Annotated in this window: 16 protein-coding genes; 9 read left to right on the top strand and 7 right to left on the bottom strand. The window is 72.2% G+C overall.

Annotated elements, in window-relative coordinates; genetic code table 11:
* Positions 1-19: 19 nt before the first annotated feature.
* Entirely contained in the window at positions 20-592 is a 573-nt protein-coding gene (locus ABGB10_RS32900) for a DUF3000 domain-containing protein (RefSeq protein ID WP_347664872.1), read from the bottom strand.
* Positions 593-729: 137 nt separating this feature from the next.
* Here ABGB10_RS32900 and hemE point away from each other — a divergent pair, with 137 nt between their 5' ends.
* Genes hemE through hemQ form a run of 3 tightly spaced genes read left to right on the top strand, consistent with a single transcriptional unit; the run spans position 730 to position 3,940 of the window.
* On the top strand, positions 730-1,827 hold the full coding sequence (gene hemE / locus ABGB10_RS32895) for a uroporphyrinogen decarboxylase (RefSeq protein ID WP_347664871.1): 1,098 nt from the start codon (positions 730-732) through the stop codon (positions 1,825-1,827).
* A 5-nt stretch (positions 1,828-1,832) separates the two neighbouring features.
* The gene (gene hemG, locus ABGB10_RS32890; protein WP_347664870.1) at positions 1,833-3,242 is read left to right on the top strand and encodes a protoporphyrinogen oxidase; all 1,410 of its coding nucleotides are present in this window, start codon (positions 1,833-1,835) and stop codon (positions 3,240-3,242) included.
* Positions 3,239-3,940, top strand: a complete 702-nt coding sequence (hemQ, locus tag ABGB10_RS32885; RefSeq protein WP_088990842.1) for a hydrogen peroxide-dependent heme synthase — start codon at positions 3,239-3,241, stop codon at positions 3,938-3,940. Before hemG ends, hemQ begins: the two co-directional genes overlap by 4 nt.
* Before the next feature lie 51 nt (positions 3,941-3,991).
* Here the strand turns inward: hemQ and ABGB10_RS32880 are convergent, their stop codons facing one another.
* From ABGB10_RS32880 to ABGB10_RS32865, 4 genes are all read right to left on the bottom strand, one after another.
* Positions 3,992-5,086 (bottom strand): lytic polysaccharide monooxygenase, encoded by a 1,095-nt coding sequence (locus tag ABGB10_RS32880; protein WP_347664869.1) that lies wholly within the window; start codon positions 5,084-5,086, stop codon positions 3,992-3,994.
* A 118-nt stretch (positions 5,087-5,204) separates the two neighbouring features.
* Positions 5,205-5,660 (bottom strand): GNAT family N-acetyltransferase, encoded by a 456-nt coding sequence (locus ABGB10_RS32875; RefSeq protein WP_347664868.1) that lies wholly within the window; start codon positions 5,658-5,660, stop codon positions 5,205-5,207.
* 24 nt (positions 5,661-5,684) lie between these two features.
* Positions 5,685-6,629 (bottom strand): DMT family transporter, encoded by a 945-nt coding sequence (locus tag ABGB10_RS32870; protein ID WP_347664867.1) that lies wholly within the window; start codon positions 6,627-6,629, stop codon positions 5,685-5,687.
* 206 nt (positions 6,630-6,835) lie between these two features.
* Entirely contained in the window at positions 6,836-7,096 is a 261-nt protein-coding gene (locus ABGB10_RS32865) for a Prokaryotic metallothionein (RefSeq protein WP_145784868.1), read from the bottom strand.
* Positions 7,097-7,250: 154 nt separating this feature from the next.
* Here ABGB10_RS32865 and ABGB10_RS32860 point away from each other — a divergent pair, with 154 nt between their 5' ends.
* From ABGB10_RS32860 to ABGB10_RS32850, 3 genes are all read left to right on the top strand, one after another.
* Positions 7,251-7,526, top strand: coding sequence for an isoamylase early set domain-containing protein (locus ABGB10_RS32860; protein WP_347664866.1), 276 nt, complete (start codon positions 7,251-7,253; stop codon positions 7,524-7,526).
* 109 nt (positions 7,527-7,635) lie between these two features.
* Positions 7,636-8,376 carry a lytic polysaccharide monooxygenase gene (locus ABGB10_RS32855; protein WP_347664865.1) on the top strand — a complete coding sequence of 247 codons (741 nt, stop codon included), beginning with the start codon at positions 7,636-7,638 and terminating at the stop codon, positions 8,374-8,376.
* 65 nt (positions 8,377-8,441) lie between these two features.
* On the top strand, positions 8,442-9,077 hold the full coding sequence (locus tag ABGB10_RS32850) for a DUF305 domain-containing protein (RefSeq protein WP_347664864.1): 636 nt from the start codon (positions 8,442-8,444) through the stop codon (positions 9,075-9,077).
* A 21-nt stretch (positions 9,078-9,098) separates the two neighbouring features.
* Here ABGB10_RS32850 and msrB read toward each other — a convergent pair whose 3' ends face one another.
* Positions 9,099-9,503, bottom strand: coding sequence for a peptide-methionine (R)-S-oxide reductase MsrB (gene msrB, locus ABGB10_RS32845; protein WP_347664863.1), 405 nt, complete (start codon positions 9,501-9,503; stop codon positions 9,099-9,101).
* 47 nt (positions 9,504-9,550) lie between these two features.
* Between msrB and ligD the strand changes: the two genes are divergently transcribed.
* A complete protein-coding gene (gene ligD / locus ABGB10_RS32840) occupies positions 9,551-10,588 on the top strand; it encodes a non-homologous end-joining DNA ligase (RefSeq protein WP_347664862.1) in 1,038 nt (345 codons plus the stop codon).
* Positions 10,589-10,771: 183 nt separating this feature from the next.
* On the opposite strand, the gene ABGB10_RS32835 is transcribed toward ligD, so the two are convergent.
* Positions 10,772-11,080 (bottom strand): hypothetical protein, encoded by a 309-nt coding sequence (locus ABGB10_RS32835; RefSeq protein ID WP_347664861.1) that lies wholly within the window; start codon positions 11,078-11,080, stop codon positions 10,772-10,774.
* Positions 11,081-11,168: 88 nt separating this feature from the next.
* Here ABGB10_RS32835 and ABGB10_RS32830 point away from each other — a divergent pair, with 88 nt between their 5' ends.
* Positions 11,169-11,357, top strand: a complete 189-nt coding sequence (locus tag ABGB10_RS32830) for a hypothetical protein (RefSeq protein ID WP_347664860.1) — start codon at positions 11,169-11,171, stop codon at positions 11,355-11,357.
* Positions 11,358-11,399: 42 nt separating this feature from the next.
* The gene (locus ABGB10_RS32825) at positions 11,400-11,954 is read left to right on the top strand and encodes an NUDIX domain-containing protein (protein ID WP_347664859.1); all 555 of its coding nucleotides are present in this window, start codon (positions 11,400-11,402) and stop codon (positions 11,952-11,954) included.
* The last annotated feature ends 255 nt before the right edge of the window (positions 11,955-12,209 follow it).

Below are 12,209 nucleotides of genomic sequence, written 5' to 3'. Positions count from 1 at the left end.
GGGTGGGGTGGGGGTGGGGTCAGGCTGCGCCGGCGGGGCGGCGGTCGGACAGGGCGGTCACGCCGGGTGGAGGGAGGCCGGCCGTGTCGGCCAGGAGCGTGCACCAGCCGAGCAGGTGTGCGGTGAGGTCGTCGTCCACCGGCGTCCAGGAGGCGCGGATCTCGATGTCACCGACGGTCGGTGGGCCGGCGAGGTCACCGAACCGGGTCGACATGGTCTGCGTGACGGTCCCACCGATCGCCCGGTGGCCGGCGTCCTGGGCGTCCAACGCGTCGGTCAGCCACGTCCAGCCGACCCCGGGCAGCAGCGGGTCGGCGGCCAGGTCGACCTCCAGCTCGGCGGTCACGTAGGTGACCAACCGCAGGGTGCCCTGCCACGCCTCGTGCCCGGCCGGGTCGTGCAGCAGGATCAGTCGGCCGGTCGCCACCTCGTCGCCGTCGCGCAACACGGTCGCGGCGAGCGCGAACGCGTACGGAGCGAGTCGTTGGGGCGCACCGACCTCCTCCAGCGTGATCTCCGGCCGGGGGGTCGCCGATCGCAGCCCGGCGACCGCGCGGGCGAACGTCTCCGGGAGCGCGATCGGGGGGGCCATGTCGGCAGCCTATGCCGCCGTCCGTCGCCCGCTTCGACGGCGCGCCGACGCTCATGAAGGGCACCGGGCGTAAGGAACGGTGCCCTTCCTCTCACCCCCACCCGGATGGGGGTGGTGGGCGTGGCACGATTGCGGCGATGACCACGGACACCACGGGCACTGTCGCCCGAGACGGAGAATCCCGCCCCGGCGGACCGGCCGACTCGCCCTTCATCAGGGCCTGCCGACGCCGGCCCGGCCCGCACACCCCGGTCTGGTTCATGCGCCAGGCCGGCCGCTCCCTGCCGGAGTACCGGGAGATCCGGGCGACCGTGCCGATGTTGGAATCGTGCCGCCGACCCGACCTGGTCACCGAGATCACCCTCCAGCCGGTGCGTCGACACGGCGTGGACGCGGCGATCCTGTTCAGCGACATCGTGGTGCCGGTGGCCGCGGCCGGGGTCGACCTGGACATCGTGCCAGGCACCGGTCCGGTCGTCGCCGAGCCGATCCGCACCGCCGCCGACGTGCGGCGGATCCGCCCGATCACCCGCGAGGACGTGTCGTACGTCGACGAGGCCGTCCGGCAGTTGGTGGCCGAGCTGGGCGACACCCCGCTGATCGGTTTCGCCGGCGCGCCGTTCACCCTGGCCAGCTACCTGGTCGAAGGTGGCCCGTCGCGGACCCACGCGAAGACCAAGGCCCTGATGTACGGCGACCCGGAGCTGTGGCACGCGCTCTGCGGCCGGTTGGCCGAGGTGACGCTGGCCTTCCTGCGGGTGCAGATCGACGCGGGTGTCTCCGCCGTGCAGCTCTTCGACTCGTGGGCGGGCGCGCTCTCCGAGGCCGACTACCGCCGTTTCGTGCTGCCGCACTCGACCGCCGTGCTGAGCGGGTTGGTCAACGCCGGCGTGCCCCGGATCCACTTCGGGGTGGGCACCGCCGAGCTGCTCGGCGCGATGGGCGAGGCCGGCGCGGACGTGGTCGGCGTCGACTGGCGCACCCCGCTGGACGTGGCCACCGGCCGGATCGGCCCGGACAGGGCGGTGCAGGGCAACCTGGACCCGTGCGTGCTGCTCGCGCCGTGGCCGGTCGTCGAGGCCGAGGTGCGCCGGATCCTGGAGCAGGGGAAGGTGGCCCCCGGGCACGTGTTCAACCTCGGCCACGGGGTGCTGCCGGAGACCGACCCGGAGGTGCTGACCCGGGTGGTCGCGCTGGTGCACGAACTGTCCAGCCGCCGGGCCGACCAGGGCTGACCGGGATGCGGCGGCCCTGGCGGGTGGCGGTGGTCGGCGGCGGGATCGCCGGGCTGGCCGCTGCGGTCCGCCTGCGCGACGGCGCGCCGGCCGACACCGAGATCACGGTGTACGAGCAGTCCGGCGCGTTGGGCGGCAAGCTGCGCACCGGTGAGTTGGCCGGCCAGCCGGTGGAGTTCGGCGCCGAGTCGTTCCTGATGCGCGACCCGACGGGTGCCCAGAGCGCGGCGGTGGCCCTGATCCGCCGGCTCGGGCTGGCCGAGAGGATCGTGCACCCCACGGTGGGGCAGGCCGCGCTGGTCATCGACGGAGGGCTGCGCCCCATCCCGGGCGGCACCCTGGTGGGCGTACCCGGGGATCTGGACCGGGTGACCACCGTCGCCCGCCCGCTCGCGGACGCCGACACCGACGGCGGTCGGCCGCTGGTCGAACCCGACGCGGACGTGTCGGTGGGCGCGCTGGTCCGGTCCCGCTTCGGTGACGAGGTCGTCGAGCGGCTGGTCGACCCGATGCTCGGCGGCGTGTACGCGGGCCGCGCCGACGACCTGTCCCTGGTCACCACGATGCCGGCGCTGGCCCGCGCGGCCCGGGTGGAGCACACCCTGGTCGGCGCGGTCCGGGCCGCGCAGGCCGCCGCGCCGCGCGCGCCCGGCGCCCCGGTCTTCGGCACCCTGGTCGGTGGACTCGGCACCCTGGTCGAGGCGGCCGTGACGGCCAGCGGCGCGACGGTACGGCGGGACGCCGCCGTCCGCGAGTTGACCCCGACCGACACGGGTTGGCGGCTCACCGTCGGCCCGACCCGCGACCCTGACCTGGTCGACGTGGACGCCGTGGTGCTGGCGGTGCCGGCGCGACCGGCGGCCCGGCTGCTCGCCGGCCCCGCACCGGCGGTGGCGGCGGGTGTCGGCGAGCTGGACTACGCGAGCGTCGCGTTGGTCACCCTGGCGGTGCCGCAGCCGCGACTGCCCGAGCTGTCCGGGTTCCTGGTGCCGAGCACCGAGGGCCTGCTGATCAAGGCGGCCACGTTCTTCACCACCAAGTGGGGGCACCTGCGCCGACCGGACGGGTTGGCGTTGCTGCGCGCCTCGGTCGGTCGGTACGGCGAGGAGGCACACCTCCAGCGCCCCGACGCGGACCTCGCGGCAACCGTGCACCGAGAGCTGTCGGCGGTGCTCGGTACCCCGCTGCCCGCCCCGGTCGACGGGCACGTGCAGCGGTGGGGCGGGGCGCTGCCCCAGTACGCCCCGGGGCATGCCGACCGGGTCGCCGCCGCGCGCGCGGCGTTGCGGGCCGCGCACCCCACCCTGGTCCTCGCGGGCGCCGGCTACGACGGCGTCGGCATCCCGGTCTGCGTCCGCTCCGGCGAGACCGCGGCCGAGGAGATCATCACAGCACTGGGAGGATCGGCGAGATGACCGAGCAGACCAACGCGGCCCGGTTGCGGGAGCTGAACGACAGCATCCGCTACACCATGTGGTCGGTGTTCCGGGCCAGCTCCCCGCTGCCGTCGCTGCGGGACAACGTCACCGGCGAGGTCGTCGCCCTCTTCGACGAGCTGGCCGGTAAGGACGTGGTGGTCCGGGGCGTGTACGACCTCTCCGGTCTGCGCGCCGACGCGGACGTGATGATCTGGTGGCACTCCGCGTCCAGCGACGCGTTGCAGGACGCGTACCTGCGGTTCCGCCGCACCACCCTTGGTCGGGCGATGACCCCGGTCTGGTCGCAGATGGCACTGCACCGGCCGGCGGAGTTCAACAAGAGCCACATCCCGGCGTTCCTGGCCGGCGAGGAGGCCCGCCCGTACATCTGCGTGTACCCGTTCGTCCGCTCGTACGAGTGGTACCTGCTGCCCGACGCCGAGCGGCGCGAGATGCTCGCCGAGCACGGGAAGATGGCCCGGGGCTACCCGGACGTACGGGCCAACACGGTGGCCTCGTTCGCGCTGGGCGACTACGAGTGGATGCTCGCCTTCGAGGCCGACGAGCTGCACCGGATCGTGGACCTGATGCGGGACCTGCGCGCGTCCGGCGCCCGCCGGCACGTCCGGGAAGAGGTGCCGTTCTACACGGGCCGCCGCCGCTCGGTGGCGGAGATCGTCAACTGCCTGGTCTGAGCCCCGCCGTCCGGCGCCGCACCCCCGCCCGGGTGCGGCGCCGGACGGGGATCAACTGGTCGTGGTGCAGGTGACCAGCGGAACCGGGTTGCTGCCGTTCCACGAGCCGAGGAACCCGAAGGTGGTGCTCGCTCCGGCGGCAAGACTGCCGTTGTGGTTGGCGTTACGTGCCGTGACCAGCGTGCCGCTGGTGCTGACGGTGGCGTTCCAGGACGAGGTGACCTGTTGGCCGTTGCCGTAGTTCCAGCTCACCGACCAGCCCCGGGTCGGTGAACCGCCCGCGGTCACCTTCACCTCACCCTGGAAGCCGCCGGACCACTGGCCGGTGACCTGGTAGGTAGCCGTGCACGCCCCGGCCGGCGGCGTCGTCGGGGGCGGGGTGGTGGGTGGGGGAGTCGTGGGCGGTGGGGTGGTCGGCGGCGGCGTGGTCGGCGGCGGAGTGCTCGTCCCGCCGAAGTCGACGTCGCTGCACAGGTAGTACGACTGGTCCAGGTGGCTGGCCTGCCAGACGGTGTAGACGATGTGCCGTCCGGAGCGTCCCGGCGCGCTGACCGGGACCTGGATCGAGACGCCGCCGGTGTCCTGGTCCCACTGCGAGGCCGGCGTGTTGCCGATCTGGCCGGCCAACTCCAGGTTGCCCCAGCCGAGCGGCTGGGTCGCCGCGTTGAAGCCCTGCTTGGTCACGTACACCCGGATGTAGTCGGCGCCGTGACTCGCCTGGTCGAAGAAGCGGAGCCGGAAGTTGTTCGACACCGCTGTGGTCTTCCAGGCGCCGACGGTGTCCAGCGCGTTGTAGCGAGGGCTCTGGGTGCGCCCGCCGCTGCACAGCTGGCCGTCGGGGACGGCGCCCTGGTGGTTGCCCCCCACACCCTCGCGGAACAGGCCGTTCCAGTTCCACATGGCGGCCGGGTCGGCCTGCCAGGCCTGCCAGCACATCGGGTCCTCGGTGGCCATCCGGGGGTTCTGGAAGTCGCCACCCCAGCGCTGCCAGCAGCTGTAGTTGCGCGAGGCCGGGTCGACGACCGAGCCGTGCGCGGAGGCGGGCTGGGCCACGATCGTGGTCAGCGCGGTGGTCAACAGAAGCGCGGCGGCCGTCGCGATGGCGAACAGCCAGAACACGCGCGGTGATCGGATGAGAGTGGACATGGAGCCCCCGGGGGGATGAGGTCGGACAACGACACCCGGACGGACGGGAGTTGCCCACTCCCGTGCCTACTCGCTGGCTCCTGCGATGGCTCTACCCGGCACCATGCCAGCCCGATCGTCAGTCGTCAATGGCAGCGCGCCGCATCGGCGTGTGCGGGATGCCGTCCTCGACGTACTCCGGGCCGCTGACCGCGAAGCCGTGCCGGGTGTAGAACCCGACCAGGTGCGACTGGGCATCCAGCACGCTGGGCCGGTTGCCCACCACCTCCAGCGCCGCGGTCATCAGCCGGCCGGCGTGCCCGCCGCCGCGCGCCTCCGGCGCCACCACGACCCGACCGATCCGTGCGGTGCCGTCGGGGTCGGCCAGGATTCGCAGGTACGCCAGCGGCGCGCCGCCGTCGGTCAGCCAGAGATGCCGGGTGCCCGGCTCGACGTCGCGGCCGTCGAGTTCCGGGTACGGGCAGTTCTGCTCCACCACGAACACGTCGATGCGCAGCTTGAGCAGGTCGTGGAGGGTGCGGGCGTTCAGGTCGGCGAAGGAGGCCGTCCGGAGCTCGGTGGTCTGCTGGGGCATCCACCGATGGTAGGTCGGGTGGGTCTACCCGGTGCCTTCCCGGTCGGGTGTCAGGTAGGTGGCGGCCACGGCGGTGAGCAGCAGGACACCGCCGACGATCACCGGAAGCGGCAGCGGTTCGTGCAGCAGTGCCACCGCCAGCACCGCGGCGGTGAGCGGTTCGAGCAGGGTCAGTACGGCGGCCACGCTCCCCGGGGTGGTGCGTAGCCCGGCGTAGAACAACGCGTACGCCACGGCGGTGGTGACCACGCCGAGGTGCAGCAGCAGTGCCACGGTGTCCAGGCGTACCGGCACGCCGATCCCGGAGACCAGGGCGAACGGCGCCAGGGTGAGCGCGCCGACCACGGTGGAGATGGTGGTCAGCGTCATCGGCGCGGTGTGCTGCGACACCTGCCGGCTGATCAGCGTGGTCACCGCGTACCCGAGGCCGGAGCCGGCCGCCGCGAGCAGGCCGAGCAGCGGGGCGGGTGCCGCCGCGCTGGGGTCAGCCGTGGCGGCGGTGATCAGGACGAGACCGCTGACGGCCGCGACCAGCGTGCCGAGTCGCAGCGGGCCGGGGATCCGTCGGGCGCGTACCGACTCCCAGGCCGCGGCGAGCACCGGGGCCAGGCCCAGGCTGACGACGGTGGCCACGCTGACGCCGGCCCACGCCACGGCGGCGAAGTAGAGCGCCTGGTAGAGGCCGAGGCCGACGCCGGTGAGCAGCAGCGGTACGGGTGCCGCGCGCAGGGCGGCCAGGATCGTGCGGAGTTGACCGGCGGTGCACGCCAGCAGGACGAGCGCGGCGATCACGAGGCGGTGGAAGCCGATGCTCACCGGGCTGAGCCCGGTGCTGTCGCGCAGGAGTTGCACCGCCACACCTGTGGTGCCCCACAGCACGCCGGTGACGGTGATCTGGATCAGGCCGGTGCGGGTCTGCTCGACGACCGGTGCCGAGGCGACCGGGCGCGCGGTACGGGAAAGAGACACGGATGCGCTCCGAGGGTGAGCCGTTGACGGGGACGACGTCGACGGAGCGCGTACGACGAGATGGCCGAACGGGGTCAGTCACCCGGTCGGCGAGAGCGCGGCGCTCCGTTCAGGAGCGCGGCGGGGGGAGGACGCACAGCAGTGGCCGCATGGCGACGACCGTACCGCAGGCCGGCGGCCGGGGCGGGCGAGGCGGGTCGGCGCGGTCAGGCCGGGCGTGCGCCGACGGCGTCGCGGATCTCGGCACCGACCTCGCCCTCGACGGCACGGGCGCAGTGGCCGCAACAGAAGAAGCGGCCGTTGACCTCGACACCGTGCCCGACGATCTTGATTTGGCAGTGTTCGCAGATCGGTGCCAGCCGGTGGATCGCGCACTCGAACGAGTCGAAGGTGTGCACGTCGCCGCTGACGGTGCGCACCTCGAACGCCATCCAGTAGTCGTTGCCGCAGACCTCGCAGGTAGCCACGAGAAACCCCCATATCAGGACATGTGTCTACAGGTTGCCCTTGATCCGGTGAGTTGTGTGGCGGATTGTCGATGTTCGGGCCCGCAGGCGGCGTGTCGGTCCCGGCGTGTTGTCCGTTGTCCCAGGTGAACCGCCGCGACCCCCGGAGGATCACGTGATCAAGCGCAACAGGCTGTTCGGCAACCAGACCCGGGTGACCTTCTGCCTGCCCCGGGACGCACCGCCTGGCCCGGTGAGTGTCGTCGGCAGCTTCAACGGCTGGGAGCCGGGCCGACACGAGTTGGTCGCCCGCCGCGACGGCACCCGGACGGTGACCGTGAAGTTGCCGCCGGGGGAGTACCGGTTCCGCTATCTCGCCGCCGGCGGCGTCTGGCTGGACGACGAGTCGGCCGACCAGGTCGACGATCGGGGCGGTCTGCTCCGCATCTGAGAAAAAAACTCGCCACCATCGATGTATTTATCGATGGGAGTCTTTACTGTTAACAATGTTTAAATTACGTTGAGGGGCACCCACCGGACCCGGAGAAGGAGCTGCCCCCATGCGTCGAAGAATCACTGTCCCGCTGGTGGCGGCAGGTGCTGTCGCCGCCACCCTCACCGTCGCCGCCCCCGCGCAGGCGCACGGCTACGTCTCCGCCCCGCCGAGCCGGCAGGCGCTCTGCGCGCAGGGCCGGGTGCCCGACTGCGGGCAGATCAAGTACGAGCCGCAGAGCGTCGAAGGACCCAAGGGCCTGCGCAGCTGCAACGCCGGAATCTCCCAGTTCGCCGTCCTCAACGACGACAGCCGCGGCTGGCCGGCCACCTCGGTCGGCAGCTCGCTGACCTTCACCTGGGTGAACACGGCCCGGCACGCCACCGCCAACTGGGAGTACTGGATCGGCAACACCCGCGTCGGCGTGGTCAACGGCAACGGCCAGCAGCCGGGCGCCACCGTCTCGCACAACGTCAACCTCGGCGGCTTCTCCGGCCGGCAGAAGATCCTCGCGGTGTGGAACATCTCCGACACGGCGAACGCCTTCTACTCCTGCATCGACGTGCAGATCGGCGGCGGAGGCTCGAACCCCACCCCCACGCCGACCCCGACCCCCACCCCACGGCCCACCCCGACCCCCACGCCGACGACTCCGCCCGCCCAGGGCGGCACCTGGGCGGCCGGCCGGGCGTACCAGGTCGGCGACCAGGTCACCTACGGCGGAGCCACCTACCGCTGCCGGCAGGCGCACACCGCGATCCCCGGCTGGGAGCCGCCGAACGTCCCGGCGCTCTGGCTTCAGGTCTGACCGCACGGGTGCGACCCCCCGGGTCGCACCCGTGTCGCCGCCCCCCGCGTGAACGGAGCGCCGGCATGCCCCGTACCCCTCTGGTGTCCCTGCTCGCGGCCCTGCTGCTCACCGGCGGCTGCGCCGGGTCACCCGACCCGGGCGGGCCGCGACCGGCCCCCGCGCCCCCGGCCGGGTCCACGGTCGGCGAACCCCAGGCCGGGTCCACGGTCGCCGCGCCCCCGGCCGGGTCCACGGTCGCCGGCGCCACTGTCGACCTGGGCGAGATGAGCGGGATCGACGTGGTGTTCCTGAGCACCATGGTCGGGCACAGCGAACGCACCCTGAAGATCGTGCGGTTGGCCCGGGACCGGGTGCGCGACGACGCGCTGCGCACCCTGGCCGCCGCCATCGAGGCGACCGAGGCCGACGAACTGGCCGCGATGCGGGGCTGGTTGCCCACGGCCGGGCCGGGCGCCAGCGCCGCCGCGCACCATCACGAGGGGCACGGCGACGACGCGGCGCTCGACCGGCTGCGGACCGCGCCGGCCCCGGACGTCGACCGGGTGCTGCGCGAGGTGCTCGCCGACCACCAGCGGTGGGCCGCCGACCTGGCCCGGGCCCAGGTCGGCGTCGGCCGTAACGAGCAGGTCCGCGACCTGGCGCGGCGAATCGAGCAGTCCCGGACCGCCGAGGTCGAGTTGTTGAGGGGTACGCCCTGAGTGGCTCTTCGGTTCCCTTGCTCAGCGGGGTTCGAGGCGGACCGAGATGGAGTTGACGCAGTGCCGGGTGTCCTTCGGGGTGAAGCCCTCACCGTGGAAGACGTGCCCGAGGTGACTGTCGCAGCGGGCGCAGCGGATCTCCGTACGCGCCATGCCGAGGCTGCGGTCCTCGATCTCCTTGACCCGGCCCGGGATGGCGTCGTCGAAGCTCGGCCAGCCGCAGTGCGAGTCGAACTTGGTGTCGCTGGAGAACAGCTCCAGACCGCAGGCGCGACAGTGGTAGACCCCCTGGGTCTTCGTGTCCACGTACTCGCCGGTCCAGGGGCGTTCGGTGCCGTGCTCCCGCAGGACGTGGAACTCCTCGGGGGTCAGTCGGACCCGCCACTCGTCCTCGGTGCGGGGCAGCTCGTTGTCGTCAAGACTCACCCCTCAACGGTACGTCGAACGTCGGGGGTGTGGCATATGGTCGCGAGATGGCGGGCACCAAGGCGGCGGTCACCGAGGTCGAGGTGGCCGGGCACAGCGTACGGCTGAGCAGTCCGGATCGGGTGATCTTCCCCGAGCGGGGGTTCACCAAGGCGGACGTCTTCCACTACTACCTCGCGGTCGGCGACGGCATCATGCGCGCCCTGCGGGAGCGGCCCACCACGCTGCAACGCTTCCCCGAGGGCATCGGGGGCGAGGCGTTCTTCCAGAAACGGGTACCCACCCGGGGGGTGCCGCCCTGGGTCACGACGGCGGAGATCACCTTCCCGAGCGGTCGGAGCGCGGCGGAGCTGTGCCCGGCCGACCTGGCGCACGTGGCCTGGGCGGCGCAGATGGGCACCATCGTCTTCCACCCCTGGCCGGTGCGCGCCGCCGACGCCGACCGACCCGACGAACTGCGCATCGACCTCGACCCACAGCCCGGCACCGACTTCGCCGACGCGGCACGGGCCGCCGGTGAGGTCCGGGCGCTCCTCGACGAGCTGGGCGTCGCCGGTTGGCCGAAGACCTCCGGTGGTCGGGGCGTGCACGTCTACCTGCGCATCCAGCCCCGCTGGATGTTCACCGAGGTGCGCCGGGCCACCATCGCGCTCGCCCGGGAGGTGGAACGCCGCCACCCCGACCTGGTGACCACCGCCTGGTGGAAGGAGGAGCGCGGCAGCCGGGTCTTCGTCGACTTCAACCAGATGGCCCGGGACCGGACGATCGCCTGCGCGTACTCCCTGCGGGCCAACGCGCGGGCCACCGTCTCCACCCCGGTCACCTGGGACGAACTGCCCGACGTCGACCCGGACGACTTCGACCTGCGCAGCGTCCCGGCCCGGCTCGCCGAGCACGGCGACCCGCACGCCGGCATCGACGACGCACCGTGGGACATCACCCCGCTGCTCGAATGGGCCGACCGCGACGCCGCCGCCGGTCAGGGCGACCTGCCGTACCCGCCGGACCACCCCAAGATGCCCGGCGAACCCAAGCGGGTGCAGCCCAGCCGCGCCAAGCGCACGCCCGACGGTCCCAGCGCCTGACCGGCCTGGTCTCGGCCGCCTCGCCTGGGCGGTCTTGCTTGGGCGGTCTTGCCTGGGCGGGTCTTGCTTGCGCGGTCTTGCTTGGGTGGTCTTGCTTGGGCGGTCTTGCCTGACCGGCGTTGCCTGGGGCGGCCTTTGCCTGGGCGGCGTTACCCGGGCGGCATCGCCCGGGGCGGCCTTGGCTCAGGCGGGTGGCTGGGCCGTCCACGCCAGGAACCTGTCGAACAGCTCCCGTGGGTCGGGTGCCGGCTCGGGGTTGAGCTTGAGCAGGTCGGCCGTCGCGTCGAACAGCTGGCTGGCCATGTAGATCGACAACGCCACCCGGTCGCTCCCGTACTCGACCCGCAGCAACATCCGCGCGCATGCGCACGGCCAGGTCGCGGAGCACACCCGGCAGAGCCATGAAGGCCGGCGCGGCAGGTGCTGATGCACCGGGTGCAGCTCGCGCAGGGGCTGATGGTTGCGGCTGGGTGGGGCCTTCGGCGCGGTCATTCGTCAATCGTGACGCGCGCCGTTGCCTATGTCAACAGACTGCGTAGTTGTCGGAGTCTGCCGACGGTGCCGCTGTCATCGTCAATGGGTGGACCTCGTGGGCGTGTCGGAGATTCGGGAGATGCTGGGCAACGTGTCCCGGCAGCGTGCGTCCGTGATCGCCAATCAACGGAATTTCCCCGAGCCGGTTGCCGTGCTGGCCATGGGCAAGGTTTGGCGGAAGTCGGACGTGGTGGCCTGGATTCGGGCGCACCGGCCGGAGTTGGCGGGGGACTGACGACGCCTTCCGGCGGCGGACCGCCCTCCTCGGGCGGGCTGGGTGACGATTCGTTCGGCAATGGCGCCCTTGGCGCGTCCGGATCAAGAAGCGCCGGCCGGAGCCCAGGACGAGGGCGTGTCCTGCCGATCACTTGGTGCTGCCGCGAAGTCCTTGGGCGTGTATCGGGCGTGGCAGGATCTCGCGGTGGTCACCTATGACGTCGCACTCGTGCTGCTTGTCGATTCCTCAGGCGCAGTGCTCTTGCAGCACCGCGATGCGAACGTGGCCGTCTCGCCGAACCAGTGGAGCCTGCCGGGCGGTCACGTCGAGCCCGGCGAGTCACCGGAGGAGGCGGCCCGCCGCGAGTTGCTGGAAGAGACGGGTTTGACAGCCGATGAGTTGCACCCCCTGTGGAGCGGACCGCGTCCGTATGAAGCCGGTTTCCCTCACACCGTGACGGTCCACGCGTTCAGTGGCACCACCAGGGCGCGGCAGGAGGACGTGGTCCTCGGCGAGGGGCGAGCCATGGTGTTCGTTCCTCGGGATGAGCTACTTGACCGTGAGTTGGCGGTCACCTCTGCGCTGATCCTGTCTCTGTGCCTCAGAAGCACTTGACATGTGCCGGCCGGTCATCGGAGCCAGATGACTGCGGCGATCAGGACAGGGCTGGCCTGGTAGAGGGATGCGCGTTTGGCGTATCTGGTGGCCAGGTCGTGCGGCGGGCGCCACGCGGCGGCCGAAAGTTGTCGTACACCTGTGCCAATTAGCGGGTTGCTGTGGGTAGTGGGGTAGTGACTCCGCCGTGGCAGAGGTGGATCATTTCGGTGAGGTTGTCGAGGTCGGCGTAGCCGTGGGCGCGGCGTTGGATCA

The sequence above is a fragment of the Micromonospora sp. B9E7 genome, assembly GCF_039871815.1.
Lineage (GTDB): Bacteria > Actinomycetota > Actinomycetes > Mycobacteriales > Micromonosporaceae > Micromonospora.
This window is presented reverse-complemented; position numbering and strand designations above follow the sequence as displayed.

Excerpts from the sequence above, each read along its gene's own strand:
- ABGB10_RS32875 (WP_347664868.1), bottom strand. The coding sequence starts at position 5,660 with ATGCCCCAGCAGACCACCGAGCTCCGGACGGCCTCCTTCGCCGACCTG.
- ABGB10_RS32855 (WP_347664865.1), top strand. The coding sequence starts at position 7,636 with ATGCGTCGAAGAATCACTGTCCCGCTGGTGGCGGCAGGTGCTGTCGCC.
- hemG (WP_347664870.1), top strand. The coding sequence starts at position 1,833 with ATGCGGCGGCCCTGGCGGGTGGCGGTGGTCGGCGGCGGGATCGCCGGG.
- ABGB10_RS32835 (WP_347664861.1), bottom strand. The coding sequence starts at position 11,080 with ATGACCGCGCCGAAGGCCCCACCCAGCCGCAACCATCAGCCCCTGCGC.
- hemQ (WP_088990842.1), top strand. The coding sequence starts at position 3,239 with ATGACCGAGCAGACCAACGCGGCCCGGTTGCGGGAGCTGAACGACAGC.
- ABGB10_RS32880 (WP_347664869.1), bottom strand. The coding sequence starts at position 5,086 with ATGTCCACTCTCATCCGATCACCGCGCGTGTTCTGGCTGTTCGCCATC.
- ABGB10_RS32850 (WP_347664864.1), top strand. The coding sequence starts at position 8,442 with ATGCCCCGTACCCCTCTGGTGTCCCTGCTCGCGGCCCTGCTGCTCACC.
- ligD (WP_347664862.1), top strand. The coding sequence starts at position 9,551 with ATGGCGGGCACCAAGGCGGCGGTCACCGAGGTCGAGGTGGCCGGGCAC.
- ABGB10_RS32900 (WP_347664872.1), bottom strand. The coding sequence starts at position 592 with ATGGCCCCCCCGATCGCGCTCCCGGAGACGTTCGCCCGCGCGGTCGCC.
- hemE (WP_347664871.1), top strand. The coding sequence starts at position 730 with ATGACCACGGACACCACGGGCACTGTCGCCCGAGACGGAGAATCCCGC.